Raw genomic sequence first — 15347 nt, forward strand, 5'->3', positions numbered from 1 at the left:
CTTCAGGCGACAGCGTCCCATACCAGCTTGCCCCCCAGCAGCACCATCAAGCCATAGATGATCACGTAGAACCGCGCGGGATCGAGCCGACGGATGATGCGTACCGACAGCAGCGTGCTGGCAATCGCCAGCGGCAGCAGCATGGCCGCCGCGACCAGAACCTCGCGGGTCATCACGCCCAGCGCAAGATAGCTCGGCAGCTTCAGCCAATTGATCGCGGCGAACAGGATGGCGTTGGTCCCTGCATACGTCAGGTGCGGCAACCGTCGCGGGGTGACCCACATCTGGAACGGCGGTCCACCGGCGTGGGCCAGCTGGCTGGTGAATCCGGTCGCCATGCCGAACAGCGCGCCGACCCATCCGGGCGAGTTCGACGCGGCCACGATCCGGCCGCCGCGTTCGACCCACAGGCGATAAAGGCCGAAGCCGAGCGTGATCGCGCCGAGCGCGGCCATCAGCGATTTCTCGTCGACGCTGGCGGCAAAGCTCCAGCCGATGAACACGCCGACCGCCGCGCCGGGCAGCATCCACGCGACGATCCAGCGGTCCCACGAATGGCGGAACGACCAGACGCTGACCACGTCCTGCACGATCAGGATCGGCAGCAGCACCGCGGCCGCCGTGGTCGGCGGCAGGGCGAGCGCGACCAGAGGCGTCGCCAGCGCGCCAAGGCCGGAGAATCCGCCTTTGGCCATTCCCACGACGATGACCGCCAGCACGCAAACAGCCAGCGTGAACGGATCGGACAGCAGCATCGACGGGTGTGGTCAGCGCAAGCGAACGGCGCGGCGCATCGGCCAGTCGATCACCTGGCCGGTCCACAGTGCCAGCCAGACGATCAGCGGTTGGGCAAACATCCGCGGCACGTGATAGCCCAGGCCCATGCCGTGGTCGGGGCGCGCCATGTCCATGATGAAGTGGTTGATATTGGCGGGGAACACGCAGACGGCGTACAGCGCCAGCCCCACGGCGGCGGCGGCGCGCAGACGCTGCGAAAACCCCTGCGCCAGCCCCACCGCGCCGAGCAGTTCGGCAATGCCCGTCCACATCACGACCGCGTCGGGGAACGGCACCCATCCCGGCATGATCTTGAGGAAGATGTGCGGCGCGGTCAGGTGAAAATACCCGGCGGCGAAATAGAACACCGCCAGAACCCAGCGAAGGATCGTGCGCCAATGCTTGGGATTCATGATCCGGCTCCAGGCAGGCCGGGCAAACGCGCCGGCCGTATCGATCCAGGCCAATTTTCGACCGAATCCGACAGGTGTCCTTCCAGACGCGCGCCGGTTGTGTCAACAAACACCCGGTCAACAATGACGTGGAGGGTCAGTTAGAAATGAGCAATCCCAAGGCAATGGTGCAGACGATGATCGCGCTGGCGTCAGCCTCGCTCGGGCTGGTCGCGGCGCTGGCGTGGAACGAGGCGATCAAGGCCACGCTCGCCAGGTTGGGGCTGGGCGATGATCTGGCGGGGCTATACAGCTACGCGATCATCGCCACGGTTCTGGCTGTGGTGGTGCTGAGCATTCTGGGGCGGCTCGCAGCGCGGCTCGGCGGAGAAGCCTCGTTCGTTCGCGAGGCCGAGGGTTGAACCGCTAGACGGCGCGCACTGAACAGGGCGGGCGCTTCGCACGGTGCGGCGCCCGCCCAAGGCTTACGGGGGCGATGCGCTGGTTCAGGCCGGATTGGCGGCGGGATCGAGCGAGACTTCGCCTTCTTCCTCACCATCCCAGTAATGCACGCGGCGCGCGTTGACTTCGATCATGATCGTGCCCGGCGTTCCGGGCCCTTGCGGGAACCAGCGGTCGAGGGTCTTGTCCCAGAACTCGGCAAAGCGCGATGCGTCGCGCACCAGCGATGCCACGCCCTCGACATGGATGAACATGCCCGGCTTGCCGACGATGCCCAGCAAGCCGGCCTTGCCGACATAGGACACGCCGACGTTGGGATCGGTTTCGATATCGCGGATCATCTGCCGGTCTTCATACGTGAAGAACCGGCTTTCCCCGTCGAAATCGACATTGCGGTTGTTGCTCATGGGGCGCCCGCCGATCGATCCATCGGCCGTGTGGCTCACCAGCGTGCAGAAATCGATGTCGCGCATCGCTTCCGCCACGTCGCTCAAGGTCTTGGTCATGTCGCAGCCTCTCCTTGCAGTGTTGATGAATCGACAGCGCACTGGTCGGCGGAACGTTCCGCCAGCACGTACAGAACCGTGACCCGATCAGATCGACTGATCCGCTCGCAGAATGTCGCGCGTGCGCTCATCGCGCAGACCGCCGAAAAACCCGGCGAGCAGTTCGGCGTAGCGCACGCTTCTGCTTTCGCTCGCCGCATGTTCGAACAGGGTGAGCGAACTCGACAGCTTCATCGCATCGACCGGGCCGAGGATTTCCGCGGCCGTGAGCAGCCCGACCCATTTGGCCAGCGCGGCGCAGGCCTCGTCGTACCGTGCGCCCAGCACCGGATGGGCTAGATACGCTTGCGCTTCGCCCAGATCGGCGATGGCAAACCGCTGCGCCATGGCGCTGCTGCCCAGTCCGGCGATCTGCGGGAACGCGAACCACATCCAGTGGCTGCGCTTGGCACCCTGTCGCAGCTCTGCCAGCGCGTGGTCGAACGTTTCGGCTTGCGCGGCAACGAACCGGTCGAGGTCGTAAGCCGAGCGCAGCTGCGGGATGGACTGAGGAACCGCCTGCATCACCCGGCTAGCCGCTGGTCGTCGCCTGCCCGGAAATGGCACTGTTGTGCTCGGCCTGCGGTGATGTGAGCGCGCCGGTGACCCACACGATGGTCATCGCCGCGATCGCCAGGAGAAGGCTGATCACCAGCACGTAACGCACGATGTGGGGCGTCGATCCGCCGCGTGCTTCGGTCGTGGTGATGTGGGCTTCATCGCCGTGGCGTTCCATGTCGCGTTGCTCCTTGCAGCGAACCCGGCAGAGGCCGGGATGGTCCATCAACTACGCAGTGGCCTCAGGTTCGTTCCGTGGCGCACAGTTTACGCCTGCAACGAAGGCGCGTCGAATCAGGATTTCGGTGTTAAGGTCCGTCGCGATCGGGGGCGACAGGAGACCTGCCATGCCACGTCCGCAGTTGACCGCCGCCATCATTCTTCCGGCAGTATTGCTGCAGGCCTGCTCGCCAAGCCGCGCCGATCCGGCGCCGCCGGGCGCTGGCCCGGGCGTGGTGTCCGCCGATGGCGCACACCGGCCGGTGGTGGTGGAACTGTTCCAGAGCCAGGGCTGTTCGTCGTGTCCGCCCGCGAATGCCAATGTCAACGCGATCGCCGGCCGGGCCGATATCCTCGCGCTTAGCTTTTCGGTGACGTACTGGGATTATCTCGGCTGGAAGGACAGTTTTGCCCAGCCCGATTTCACCCAGCGCCAGCGCGATTATGCCGCCAGCCATGCCAGCAACGGCGTCTATACACCGCAAGTGGTGATCGACGGCCAGCGCGCGCTCGTCGGCAGCAACGCCGCCCAGCTGGCCGCCGCCATCCGCGAGACCGGGCCGGTCGCCGCCGGACCCTCGATCGAACGGCAGGGCGGTGCGCTGGTGATCGGGGCGGGTCAGACCGCGCAACCGCTCAAGGTGCTGGTGGTGACCTACGATCCGCGCGTCCGCGACGTGCCGATCCGCGCGGGTGAGAATTCGGGCCGCACCTTGCCCCATCGCAACATCGTCACCGATCTGCACGAAGCGGGCCGCTGGACGGGCAAGCCGCTGCAGCTGGCCTTCACCAATCCGCGCGATCCGGCCTTGCGCACCGCCGTGCTGCTCCAGCGCGGCACCGGTGGCGCGATCGTGGCGGCGCGCAAGTTTTAGCCTTGCCGGCCGCCGCGCCGATCAATCGCGCAGGAGTTCGTTGATGCCGGTCTTGCTGCGGGTCTGCGCGTCGACCGTCTTGACGATCACGGCGCAATACAGCGACGGGCCCGGCGTGCCGTCAGGCAGCGGCTTGCCCGGCATCGCGCCGGGGACGACCACGGCATACGGCGGAACGCGGCCCATGTGGACTTCACCGGTCGCGCGATCGACGATCTTGGTCGAGGCGCCAAGGTACACGCCCATCGACAGCACCGCGCCCTGACCCACGATCACGCCCTCGGCCACTTCGGACCGGGCGCCGATGAATGCGCCATCCTCGATGATCACCGGGCCGGCCTGCAGCGGCTCAAGCACGCCGCCGATCCCGGCACCGCCCGAGATGTGGACGTTCTTGCCGATCTGCGCGCAGCTGCCCACGGTGGCCCAGGTATCGACCATCGTGCCTTCGTCGACGAACGCGCCGATGTTGACGAAGCTGGGCATCAGGACCACGCCCTTGCCGATGTGCGCGCCGCGCCGCGCCACCGCGCCGGGCACCACGCGAAAACCGGCATCACGGAAGCGGTTTTCGCCCCATCCGGCAAACTTGGACGGCACCTTGTCGAACGCGGGCGCGCCGCCCGCGCCATGCTCGACCACGGCGTTGTCGTTGAGGCGGAACGACAGCAGCACGGCCTTCTTGAGCCACTGGTTGACGGTCCACGCGCCGTCGACTTTCTCGGCCACGCGCAACTTGCCGCCGTCGAGCAGGTACAGCACTTGTTCGACCACTTCGCGCACATCGGTGCTGCCCGGGGTCACGCTGTCGCGGGCATCCCACGCGCGTTCAATCGCGGCTTCGAGTTCGGTGGTCATCGTGCAGTCTCCCCAATTCGGCCGATGGCGTGCGGCGGGCCGCGACTAGCCGAGCGCGTCGCTTTCGACAAGCGATGCGAGCCATTGGTTGAGATCGCCGATCACCAGATCGATGGCATCGGCATCCATCGCCCGGTCGCCCCATTCGGTGGCGAGGTCGAGCCACACCGTCTGCATGCCCAGCGCTTTGGCGGGGGCGAGGTTGCGCGCCATGTCCTCCACGAACACGCAGCGCGCCGGATCGAGCGCCAGCGCCGCGATCATGGCGGTGTAGGCACTTGGCTCAGGCTTGGGGCGGTAGTGCATCGCGTGGATGTCCCACATCGCGTCGAAGCACTGCGCAATCCCGAGCGCGGCGAGCACCCGGTCGGCATAAGCATCGTCGCCATTGGTGAACACGATTCGGCGGCCCGGCAGCTTGTCGAGCAGCGGCGCGAGGCGCGGTGCCGCTGCGAGCGGTGCCAGATCGATATCGTGGACGAACGACAGGAATTCGTGCGGCGCGACATCGTGGTTGTGCATCAGGCCCGACAGCGTCGTGCCGTGATCGTGGAAGTAGAGCTTCTGCACGCGCCGCGCCTCGATCGGATCACAGCCCAGCAGATCGGCGATGTAGGCGCCCATCTTGACGTCGATCTGGTCGAACAGGCGCGTGGAGGGGGGATACAGCGTGTTGTCGAGATCGAAGATCCAGCAATCCACCCGCGCCGCGTCGAATCCCATCCGATTTCATCCGATCATGCAAGAAGTGTTATTCGTCATTGCCCGCTTACCGATTATCAGGAACCCTATGTCACGATAATCAGGATAATGGCGTCGGGCTGGCGGCAACACGGCTATCACCCCAACGGTGTCGGATGCCGGCGAGTCGCGGGTCAGGTAAGGGATCGATCGCATGTGGAAGGTCATTCGCCGCAAGCCGATGCTTTACCGGTCCACGAGCTTTGCCGGGGTATGCGTGTCGATCGCGTTCTTGGCCGGGTGCGGTGGGAGCGGGGGTGGCGTTTCCAGCCCCGCGCCGCTGCCGGCCCCCACTCCGACCCCAACACCAACGCCAACACCAGCACCGACGCCAACACCAGCACCGACGCCAACACCCACACCGACGCCCGCTCCAACGCCAACCCCCACGCCGACCAGCAGTTTCCAGACCAGCGAATACAACCGCTCCGACGGTCCGGTGTATCACAACGCCATCGCCGGATGGTCGCAAGGCTATACCGGCAAAGGCGTCACGATCGCGATCGTGGACGGCGGGATCGACATGACCAACCCGGAATTTGCCGGACGCATCTCGTCCGCATCGGCCGATGTCGCGGCCAATCGCGGCATCCAGCAACAGGACGACCACGGCACGCAAGTGGCGCTGACCGCGGCTGCTGCGCGCGACAATACCGGCATCCTGGGCATTGCGTTCGACGCCACCATCCAGGTCCTGCGTGCCGATACGCCGGGAACGTGCACGACCCCGGGCGCCAATGGCGAGAGCGGGTGCACGTTCGGCGACACGGCGATCGCGGCGGGGGTCGACAAGGCGGTTGCGGCGGGCGCCCGGGTCATCAACCTGTCGCTTGGCGGATCGAACGCCAATGGCACCCTTGCTGCGGCGATCGCGCGCGCATCGGCTGCCGGGGTGGTGGTGGTGGTGGCCGCCGGCAACGACGGCAAGTCCACCGATCCGGCCAAGGACCCCAACAACCCCGATCCGTTTCCCACCTCGATCCAGATGGCGGGTGGCACCAACGTGATCATCGCCGGATCGGTGGACAACACCGGCACGATTTCGGACTTCAGCAACCGCGCCGGCACCGAGGCGACGTGGTACTTGTCGGCGTTGGGCCAGCAGTTGTGCTGCGTTTACGAGAACGGCGTGCTCAAGGTCACCACCAACGCCAGCGGGCAGCGGTTCGTCACCGTGGTCAGCGGCACCAGCTTTGCCGCGCCGCAGATTTCCGGCGCGGTGGCGCTGCTGGCGCAGGCGTTTCCCAATCTCACCGGCGCGCAGATCGTCGACTTGCTGTTGCGGACGGCGCGCGATGCCGGCGCGGTGGGCACCGATCCGATCTATGGCAGGGGCATCCTCGACATCCAGCGTGCGTTTGCGCCCCAGGGCACCACGTCGCTGGCGGGCACGCTGGTGCCGCTGCCGCTGGGCGACACCACCGGCGTGACCAGTTCGGCGATGGGCGATGCGGTGACCGGCGCCAGCCTTGGTGCGGTGATCATCGACGGATACTCTCGTGCTTACGCCGTCGATCTGGCGCGGTCGCTGCGCGCCGCGCAAGTCGAGCCGCGCCTGACCAACGCGCTGGCGACCGGCACGCGGACGATGGCCGTCGGCAACCGCACGATGTCGCTGGCGTTCAGCGTCGACGGGCGCGGGCGACACACCTGGATCGCGCCACTGCGGCTGGGGCAGGACGATGCCGACCGCGCGCGCGTGCTGGCCGCCAGCATCACCAGCGACCTCGCCCCCGGACGCCGCATCGGCTTTGCCTATCATCAGGGCGCCGATGGGCTGGTCGCGCAGATGGAGGGGCACCACGAGCCGGCGTTCCTGATCGCCAGTGGTCCGACCTCCGATCTCGGGTTCGTGCGGTCGAGCGGTTCGGCGTTCGCCTATCGCCACCAGTTGGGCCGTTGGGGCCTGACCGTGAGCGCGGAAGACGGCGCGGCGCTGACCGGCCCGGTCGCCTTTGCCGACAGCCTTGCCCGCCCGCGCGAACGCGAACGGATCGCGCGGATGGGTCTGGCCGCAGATCGCCGGTTCGGTGCGGTCGATACCGTGCTGGGCCTGAGCTGGCTGCGCGAGGATCGCACCGTGCTGGGCGCGCGGTTCCACGATGCGTTCGGCGGCGGCGGCGCCAGCACGCTGTTTGCCGATGCCAACGTGGGCTGGGATTTGGCACCAGACTGGCGGCTGGGCGCTGCCGCGCGGTTCGGCTGGACGCGCGCCGATCGCACCGGCACGGTCGCGGGCGGATCGCAACTGCTGAGTTCGTCGTGGGCGCTCGACGTCGAGAAGGTCGGCGTGCTGGGCACCGCCGACCGCCTCGCCTTCCGCCTGTCGCAACCGCTGCGGGTGGAAAGCGGCGGGCTCAACCTGCAGTTGCCGACCGGGTACGACTACGCGACGCTGGCCACGACCTACGGCCTGCGCCCACTTTCATTGGCGCCGCACGGGCGCGAGATGGTGGGCGAACTGGCGTGGCGCACGGCGTTGTGGCGCGGCGCGCTCGGCACCAGCCTGTTCTACCGCCGCCAGCCCGGCCATTTTGCCGCTCTGCCCGATGACAAGGGCGTGGCGCTGCGCTGGGAGCGGGCGTTTTAGGGCGTCGCGCGCAAACGCTGACCCACTGCACCTTGCGGGCAGCCCCGCAACCGGCAATAGCGCGGCAAGCAGCAACGGTCTTTTCATGCCCGCCATCGGTCCATCACCCATCCCTGACGCCGGGTCCGCCGTAACCGGGCTGGTCATCGGCGTCGACGAAGCCGGACGCGGGCCGCTTGCCGGGCCGGTGGTGGCGGCCGCAGTGATTCTTTGCAAACCACGGCCTGCGGGGCTCGACGATTCCAAGAAGCTGTCGCGCGATCGGCGCGCGCTGCTGGAGGATCGCATCAAGCGTCGCTGCCGCTGGGCGGTGGGTGTGGTCGAGGCGGACGAGGTCGACCGGCTCAACATCTTCGGCGCGACCATGCTGGCGATGACGCTGGCCGTGGCGGCGCTGTGCGAAAACCTCGACGAGGAACCGCACATCGTCCTGATCGACGGCAACCTGACGCCGCACGGCCGCCGCCCGGAATGGCGCTGGCCGGCCCGGCCGATCGTCGGCGGCGATGCGATCGAGCCGTGCATCTCGGCCGCCTCGATCATCGCCAAGGAACACCGCGACCGGCTGATGCGCGCGCATGCGCTGGCGCATCCGCACTATGGCTGGGAACGCAACGCGGGCTACGGTACACCCGAACACTTGGCTGCTTTGCGTCTTCACGGGCCGAGTCCGTTGCATCGCCGCAGCTTTGCTCCGGTCGCGCAGCTTGAAATGTTCTGACGCGAATTTCTGAATTTTGGGGAAGACAACGCCATGCCGTTCACCGCTGCCGACGTGCCGGGCCAGCAAGGCCGAACCTTCCTGGTGACCGGGGCCAATGCCGGGATCGGGTTCGAAGCCAGCCGCGTGCTGGCGGCGCGGGGCGCGCGCGTGATCATGGCCTGCCGTGACAAGGATCGCGCCGAAGCGGCCATGGCGCGGATCGCGGCCGAAGTGCCGGGCGCTGCCTTGCGCTTCGTGCCGCTGGACCAGGCCGACATCGCCAGCGTCCGCGCGGCGGCGGCGTTGCTGGCGGACGAGCCGATCGACGTGCTGGTCAACAACGCCGGGGTCATGGTCCCGCCGCTGACCCGCACCGCGCAAGGGCGCGAGCTGCAGTTCGGGGTCAATCATCTCGGCACGTTCGCGCTCACCGCGCTGCTGCTGCCGCAACTGGCGAAGCGCGACCGTCCGCGGATCGTCGTGACCGGCAGCGTGGCGCACAAGCGCGGCGCGATCGACTGGAACGATATCGATGCGTTGAACAGCTACAGCAAGTTCGAGCGCTATTCCGCCAGCAAGCTGGCAAACCTGCTGTTCCTGTTCGAACTCGACCGGCGGCTGAAGACCAGCGGCTCGCCGGTGTCGGCGATCGGCTGCCATCCCGGCGTCTCGCTCACCGAACTGGCGCGCCACTATCCGCCGATCCTGCGCACGCTGTCGTCGCTCGCCACGCCGTTGCTCAATCCGCCGGCGCACGCGGCATGGCCCACTTTGCAGGCCGCGACCGATCCGCAGGCGGTCGCGGGCGGGTATCACGGCCCGCAAGGCCTCGCCGACTTTCGCGGGCCATCGGGTCCGGCCAAACGCAAACCCCGCGCGACCGACCCGATCGCGGCGCGGCGACTGTGGGACTTGTCGATCGACCTCACCGGCATCGATCCGGGCCTGTCCGGGTGATCGCCGGAAAATAAATATGGTTAGCGAGTCCGATCGGACACACCACCAGATGATGAGTCAACCTGGCCGGTGGGGACTCAACATGGTGTGTCGGTCACGCTCCGTTCCAACCAAGTTTACCTTTTCTTAACCACTGTAGCCCAAGGATTCCGGCGAGTCGCCGCTTGACGTGGCGCGCTCATGGACTCACCCTTAGGCTTCGAGAAGGGGGCTTATTCGGGATGGCGGCTACGTTGGACAAGGTGAAGGCGCGCGCGCGGGGCGCGTCGGCCACGGCATCGGTCAGCATCGCGGCGCTGCCGCTCGACCGCATCCTGCGCGGCGATTGCATTGAGGCGATGCGCGGGCTTCCCGCAGCGTCGATCGACATGATCTTTGCCGATCCGCCTTACAACCTGCAGCTCGGCGGCGATCTCAGGCGGCCCGACGGCAGCCATGTCGATGCGGTGACAGATGCCTGGGACCAGTTCGACAGCTTTGCCGCGTACGACAAGTTCACCCGCGAATGGCTGACCGAAGCCCGCCGGGTGCTGAAACCGCAGGGCTCGCTGTGGGTGATCGGCAGCTATCACAACATCTTCCGCGTCGGCGCGATGATGCAGGACATGGGCTTCTGGATCCTCAACGACATCGTCTGGCGCAAGGCCAACCCGATGCCCAATTTCAAGGGCACGCGCTTCACCAACGCGCACGAGACGATGATCTGGGCCTCGATGGGCGAAAAGGCGAAGTACACCTTCAACTACCGCACGATGAAGACGCTCAACGACGAATTGCAGATGCGGTCTGACTGGGTGATCCCGGTGTGTGGCGGTCCCGAACGGATCAAGCGCAACGGCACCAAGGCGCACCCCACGCAAAAGCCCGAGGCGCTGCTCTATCGCGTGATGCTGGCGACCACGCACAAGGGCGATGTGGTGCTCGACCCGTTTTTCGGCACCGGCACGACCGGCGCGGTCGCGCGGCGGCTGGGGCGCCACTGGATCGGCTGCGAGCGCGAGGCGGCCTATATCGAAGTGGCCGAGGAACGCATCGCCCACGCCCTGCCGCTCGACGAAAGCGCGCTGACCACGATGCAGAGCGCGCGTTCGGCGCCCAAGGTGGCGTTCGGCCAGCTGGTCGAGACCGGCTGGCTCACCCCGGGTGCCACGCTGTTCGACCGCAAGCGCAAGCACATCGCCCATGTGCGCGCCGACGGCTCGCTGCTGTCGGGCGCGGACACCGGCTCGATCCACTCGCTGGGCGCGAAGCTGCAGGGGGCACCGTCGTGCAACGGCTGGACGTTCTGGCACGTCGAGCACGAGGGCGAGGTGAAGCCGATTGACGCGCTGCGCCAGCTGTACCTGCTGGCTACCGAGGATTGATTTAGCACTGAGTGCCCGCGTAGGCGGGGACCTCATTCGGCTGGGCGGTTCCTCTGCAGTGGCCTGAGGTCCCCGCCTTTGCGGGGAAGCAAGTGACCATGACGCAGACACTTTACATCCGCCCGATCGGGCTGGCCGAAAGCCCGCAGGGTGAGGACGGCGAGGCCATCCGCCTGGCGGGCGGGCTCGTCTATGCGTTCCGCTTTGCTTTGATCGTGCGCGAGAACGGCAGCATCGTCTCGCGCGCCCGCGTTTCGGCGCCGGACATGCCCGGCGCGCTCGACCGGCTGCCGACCGACCTTGCGGGCGAGGGGCAAGCACAGTGGGCCGCGCTCAGGCGCAGCCATCCGCCCCTGCAGTGCGGCCCGCGCACGGTCCGGCTCGACCAGCCGCAGGTCATGGGCATCCTCAACATGACGCCCGACAGTTTTTCCGACGGCGGCAAGTTTCTCGACGATCCGGCCGAGGCGTTGAACCACGCTGCGGCGATGCTCGAAGCCGGCGCCGCGATCATCGACGTGGGCGGCGAATCCACGCGTCCCGGAGCGCCTGCGGTGTGGGAAGGCGATGAGCTGAAACGCGTTGCCCCGGTGATCGAAAAGCTGGCGGCGGGCGGGGCGGCGGTGTCGATCGACAGCCGCCGGTCGAGCGTGATCGAGGCGGCGATCGCGGCTGGCGCGCACATCGTCAACGATGTCTCGGCGTTGCGCCACGATCCGCGCAGCATCGAAATCGTCGCACGCAGCGGCTTGCCGGTGGTGCTGATGCACGCGCCGGGCAATGGCGACGACCTCCACGGCGATGGACGCTATCAGGATGTGGTGCTCGACGTGTTCGACGGTTTGCGCGAACGGCGCGATGCCGCTTTAGCAGCAGGCGTTGCGCAAGACCGGATCGTGCTCGATCCCGGCATCGGTTTCGGCAAGTCGCTCGCGGAGAACCTCGCGCTCATCAACGCGCTGGCGCTGTTCCACGCGCTGGGCCAGCCCTTGCTGGTGGGCGCCAGCCGCAAGCGGATGATCGGCGCGCTGTCCAACGAAGCGCCCGCGCAGCAGCGGCTCGGCGGTTCGCTGCTGCTCGCGGCCAAGGCGTTCGACGCCGGGGTGCAACTGGTCCGGGTCCACGACGTTGCCGAAACGGTGCAGGCGCTGCATGTCTGGCGCGGCCTGCGCGATGCGGCATTGACCGATTTCAGCCAGATGGGCGCCAACTGATCGGGACGGGCAAACCCGACATTAACCTGAATCGGCTATCGATCGCGAATTGACGGACCCATCACGGGCGCAGGGCTGGCAATACTCTGTTTTCGCTCCGGGATTCCGGAAAATGGATGAGTCGATGACTGCAAACATGTTCACGCCGCAGGCACTTGTCGCCATGGGCCAGGCCTATCCGAACGAAGCCGTGCGGCTGACCCACACGATGCTCGATCACCCTTTGCTGGGGCTCGATGCGCTGGAGGCGCTGGCCTCAAGCCTTCCCGCCGCGTGCGTCGAATACAATCCCGGCGCGTTGCCCATCGGCATCGCGCCCGAGGACATACCGGTTTCGCCGCTGGGCATCGCCGAAACGGTCCGCACGATCGACCGCAACGGATCGTGGATGGTGATCAAGCGGATCGAACAGCACCCGGCCTATGGCCGGCTGCTCCATGCGCTGCTCGATGAACTGAAAGACATCGTTCAACCCCGCACCGGTGCGATGGAGCGGTGCGAAGGGTTCGTGTTCGTGACGTCGCCGGGGTCGGTGACGCCGTTCCATTTCGATCCAGAGCACAACATCCTGCTGCAGATCCGTGGCAGCAAGACGATGACGGTCTTTCCCGCCGACGACGAGGAACTGATCGACCCGACGGTGCACGAGGCGTTCCACCTCGGCGGGCACCATCGCAACCTGCCGTGGCAGGATGAATTCGGCGCACGCGGCCAGCCGGTAGAAATCCACCCCGGCGAGGCGATCTACGTTCCGGTCAAGGCGCCGCACTGGGTGCAGAACGGGCCCGAGGTGTCGATCTCGCTGTCGGTGACGTGGCGATCGGAGTGGAGCGTGGCGGAAGCCGATGCGCGCGCGTTCAACCATGTGTTGCGCCAGATCGGAATCGCGCCGCGCCGGCCCGCTGCCTATCCCGCGCGCAACCTCGCCAAATCGCTGGCCTATCGCGCGGTGCGGCGGGTCAAGGGACCGGTCGCGCCGACTTAAGACTTGGCTTTCGGCCAACACCACTGGCGCAAGCCGGTGCTGCTGCTGCATCATGCCGCGATGTCATCCCGATTCGCCCTGGCCGCCGCGCCGTTCCTGCTCGCGCTTGTCGCCGCTGCGCCGGTCAAACATGCGCGGGTAGCGGCACCTGCTTCTTTGCCGGATGTGGTGCGCGTGGCGCTCGCCACCGAACTGGGCACGATCACCGTCGATCTCGACGTCAAGCATGCGCCCGTCACCGCCACGAATTTCGTGCGCTATGTCGATCAAAGGCGGTTCGACGGCATCGTGTTCTACCGCGTCATGCGGTTGCCGTGGGGGACGCCGCCCAACGGCCTCATCCAGGCCGGGGTGCGCGGCGATCCCAAGCGCGTGCTCAAGCCGATCGCGCACGAGCCGACCAGCGCCACCGGCATTCTCCACACCGCCGGCGCGCTGTCGATGGCGCGCAATGCGCCGGGCACCGCCACCGGTGATTTTTCGATCCTGCTGTCCGATCTTGCCAGCCTCGATGCCGATCCCAAGGCCACCGATGCCGAGGCGGTGGCCGGGTATGCCGCGTTCGGCCATGTGGTCGGCGGCATGGACGTGGTGCGCAAGATCTACGACGTGCCGCTGTCGGCCACCCAAGGGGCGGGCGTGATGAAAGGCCAGATGATCGAACGGCCGGTCCACATCGTCACGGCGCGGCGGGTGGCAATTTCAGAGCCGGCGATGCCCGATGCGACCCCGCGATAGTCAGTCGAGGCGCAAGTGCCGGCGCAGTTCGTCATTCCATTGTTGCGACGCTTCTGCACTGGCGAACGGCACGTAAAGGCGGCGGTCACGGCCTTCCAGCCCCCGGTAGTCCAGTGCCAGCATCACCGGCGAGGTCCACGTCAGATGCTGGATCTGGGTGATCGAAGCGAACGGGATCGGCTCGGGCCTGAACCGGCCGTTGTTGCTCACGACCAGCAATCCGTGACTGTCCAGCCCGGCGCCGCCGAGATTGGCATCAATCCACGCATGGATGAGCGCACCGGGCTCCATCACCTGTTCGAGCCATTGCTGCAATTGCGTGCGGGAGGGTCCGAGCAGCGTGGCCCTGATCCAAGGGAGGACGTAGCGATCGACGCCGGAATGACACTCCACCGCGCCCACCAGCAGGACCATGCCCAGGCCGATCGCGGTAAACGGTCCGAGCCAACCTGCCGCGACCGCGGTCCAGGCAATGGCGATGGCCAGCATATAGGGCAAGCTGACAGCAAAGCCCGAGGCGATGGCAGCACGCCGGTTGCCGATCCGCAACGCGCCGGCCGCACCATCGGCGTCGATCAATGAGGACTGACCGGAATCTCGCACCAATCCAGCTAGTTCTTGCGCCATGGTGCCCCCCGAAATCCTTGCAGGGTCGCTAGGGCCGCAGGTACATCGTGTCCATTGCATGGGGGGCGTGCGGGGCGATGATTTACATGCTTTTACATATCCACATGGTCTATCGTTGACCCGTCCGGCTTGCGGGTGCAGCGCAAGCCATACATCCCGGCGCATGAGGCAGCGACATGATCGCGAAGGTTTTGGAACGCACTTTTCTGGTTGCGGCGATCGGGTCGCTGGCGGCCTGTTCCGGGCCGATCGAGACCCGTTTCGGCGCGGTCGGATCCGCACCGGGCGGGGCCGGCAGCGTCGCAATCCTGCAAGTGCCGCATGACGGTGACGGTGGAACCGCCGGGGCGTCACAGGCCGAGGCGCAGGCCGCCGTCGTCGCGGCATTGGGGCGCAACGGCATCACGACCGTGGCCGAGGCCGCCGACTACATCGAGATCGCGATCACTGCGCGTCCTGCGTCCAGTGGCATTTCTGTCATCGGCGGCGCGGATCTTTCGACAGCCAAGAAGCAGAAGCTGCTGCAGTCTTGCCACGACACGACCTACCGGCTGGCGCTGGTTTATTATTCCGGCGCCGATGCCGCTGCCACGAGCCGCAGCTGGGCGGAGGAATCACACTGCCATGGCCAGCTGTCGCAAAGCCTGCCGGCACTGGCGAACCAGGCGGTCGCGGCGCTGGTGCAAGGCCGCACCGGGACCAGCCAGCGTTCGGGCGTGGATTGAGCAGCCCTCGACAGAGA

General features: G+C 66.9%; 18 protein-coding genes. 10 read left to right on the forward strand and 8 right to left on the reverse strand.

The genetic code is table 11. The features are described from left to right. Positions 1-2: 2 nt before the first annotated feature. Together NL2_RS03675 and NL2_RS03680 are read right to left on the reverse strand one after the other, a co-directional pair. Positions 3-755 carry a sulfite exporter TauE/SafE family protein gene (locus tag NL2_RS03675; protein ID WP_068071796.1) on the reverse strand — a complete coding sequence of 251 codons (753 nt, stop codon included), beginning with the start codon at positions 753-755 and terminating at the stop codon, positions 3-5. A 12-nt stretch (positions 756-767) separates the two neighbouring features. Next, entirely contained in the window at positions 768-1190 is a 423-nt protein-coding gene (locus NL2_RS03680; RefSeq protein ID WP_068071971.1) for a DoxX family protein, read from the reverse strand. Positions 1191-1336: 146 nt separating this feature from the next. On the opposite strand from NL2_RS03680, the gene NL2_RS03685 reads away from it, so the two are divergent. Next, entirely contained in the window at positions 1337-1591 is a 255-nt protein-coding gene (locus NL2_RS03685; RefSeq protein ID WP_068071798.1) for a DUF5654 family protein, read from the forward strand. 84 nt (positions 1592-1675) lie between these two features. Here NL2_RS03685 and NL2_RS03690 read toward each other — a convergent pair whose 3' ends face one another. From NL2_RS03690 to NL2_RS03700, 3 genes are all read right to left on the reverse strand, one after another. Further along, positions 1676-2137 (reverse strand): pyridoxamine 5'-phosphate oxidase family protein, encoded by a 462-nt coding sequence (locus tag NL2_RS03690; RefSeq protein WP_068071800.1) that lies wholly within the window; start codon positions 2135-2137, stop codon positions 1676-1678. An 87-nt stretch (positions 2138-2224) separates the two neighbouring features. Then, positions 2225-2701: a DUF1810 domain-containing protein gene (locus NL2_RS03695; protein ID WP_068071802.1), complete on the reverse strand. Its 477-nt coding sequence runs from the start codon at positions 2699-2701 to the stop codon at positions 2225-2227. 7 nt (positions 2702-2708) lie between these two features. After that, on the reverse strand, positions 2709-2912 hold the full coding sequence (locus NL2_RS03700; protein WP_068071804.1) for a hypothetical protein: 204 nt from the start codon (positions 2910-2912) through the stop codon (positions 2709-2711). 169 nt (positions 2913-3081) lie between these two features. On the opposite strand from NL2_RS03700, the gene NL2_RS03705 reads away from it, so the two are divergent. Beyond that, a complete protein-coding gene (locus NL2_RS03705; protein ID WP_068071806.1) occupies positions 3082-3828 on the forward strand; it encodes a DUF1223 domain-containing protein in 747 nt (248 codons plus the stop codon). 21 nt (positions 3829-3849) lie between these two features. On the opposite strand, the gene dapD is transcribed toward NL2_RS03705, so the two are convergent. Both dapD and NL2_RS03715 read right to left on the reverse strand, forming a co-directional pair. Continuing rightward, positions 3850-4686 (reverse strand): 2,3,4,5-tetrahydropyridine-2,6-dicarboxylate N-succinyltransferase, encoded by an 837-nt coding sequence (gene dapD, locus NL2_RS03710; protein ID WP_068071807.1) that lies wholly within the window; start codon positions 4684-4686, stop codon positions 3850-3852. A gap of 45 nt (positions 4687-4731) precedes the next feature. Continuing rightward, positions 4732-5409 (reverse strand): pyrimidine 5'-nucleotidase, encoded by a 678-nt coding sequence (locus NL2_RS03715; RefSeq protein WP_068071809.1) that lies wholly within the window; start codon positions 5407-5409, stop codon positions 4732-4734. Between the two features lie 457 nt (positions 5410-5866). Between NL2_RS03715 and NL2_RS03720 the strand changes: the two genes are divergently transcribed. From NL2_RS03720 to NL2_RS03750, 7 genes are all read left to right on the forward strand, one after another. Continuing rightward, complete coding sequence (locus tag NL2_RS03720) at positions 5867-8017, forward strand: S8 family peptidase (protein WP_068071811.1); 2151 nt, start codon at positions 5867-5869, stop codon at positions 8015-8017. An 85-nt stretch (positions 8018-8102) separates the two neighbouring features. Beyond that, positions 8103-8738 carry a ribonuclease HII gene (gene rnhB, locus NL2_RS03725; protein ID WP_068071813.1) on the forward strand — a complete coding sequence of 212 codons (636 nt, stop codon included), beginning with the start codon at positions 8103-8105 and terminating at the stop codon, positions 8736-8738. A gap of 33 nt (positions 8739-8771) precedes the next feature. After that, positions 8772-9677 carry an oxidoreductase gene (locus tag NL2_RS03730; protein WP_068071815.1) on the forward strand — a complete coding sequence of 302 codons (906 nt, stop codon included), beginning with the start codon at positions 8772-8774 and terminating at the stop codon, positions 9675-9677. Between the two features lie 221 nt (positions 9678-9898). Next, entirely contained in the window at positions 9899-11041 is a 1143-nt protein-coding gene (locus NL2_RS03735; protein ID WP_068071816.1) for a site-specific DNA-methyltransferase, read from the forward strand. 98 nt (positions 11042-11139) lie between these two features. Then, on the forward strand, positions 11140-12255 hold the full coding sequence (gene folP, locus NL2_RS03740; protein ID WP_068071818.1) for a dihydropteroate synthase: 1116 nt from the start codon (positions 11140-11142) through the stop codon (positions 12253-12255). Positions 12256-12379: 124 nt separating this feature from the next. After that, a complete protein-coding gene (locus NL2_RS03745; protein WP_084355852.1) occupies positions 12380-13240 on the forward strand; it encodes a cupin-like domain-containing protein in 861 nt (286 codons plus the stop codon). Positions 13241-13243: 3 nt separating this feature from the next. Further along, positions 13244-13978 (forward strand): peptidylprolyl isomerase, encoded by a 735-nt coding sequence (locus NL2_RS03750; RefSeq protein WP_245647556.1) that lies wholly within the window; start codon positions 13244-13246, stop codon positions 13976-13978. Here the strand turns inward: NL2_RS03750 and NL2_RS03755 are convergent, their stop codons facing one another. After that, positions 13979-14605, reverse strand: a complete 627-nt coding sequence (locus NL2_RS03755; protein ID WP_157083015.1) for a hypothetical protein — start codon at positions 14603-14605, stop codon at positions 13979-13981. A 176-nt stretch (positions 14606-14781) separates the two neighbouring features. Here NL2_RS03755 and NL2_RS03760 point away from each other — a divergent pair, with 176 nt between their 5' ends. Further along, positions 14782-15330, forward strand: coding sequence for a hypothetical protein (locus NL2_RS03760; protein ID WP_068071823.1), 549 nt, complete (start codon positions 14782-14784; stop codon positions 15328-15330). The last annotated feature ends 17 nt before the right edge of the window (positions 15331-15347 follow it).

The sequence above is a fragment of the Novosphingobium lentum NBRC 107847 genome (genome assembly GCF_001590965.1).
Lineage (GTDB): Bacteria > Pseudomonadota > Alphaproteobacteria > Sphingomonadales > Sphingomonadaceae > Novosphingobium > Novosphingobium lentum.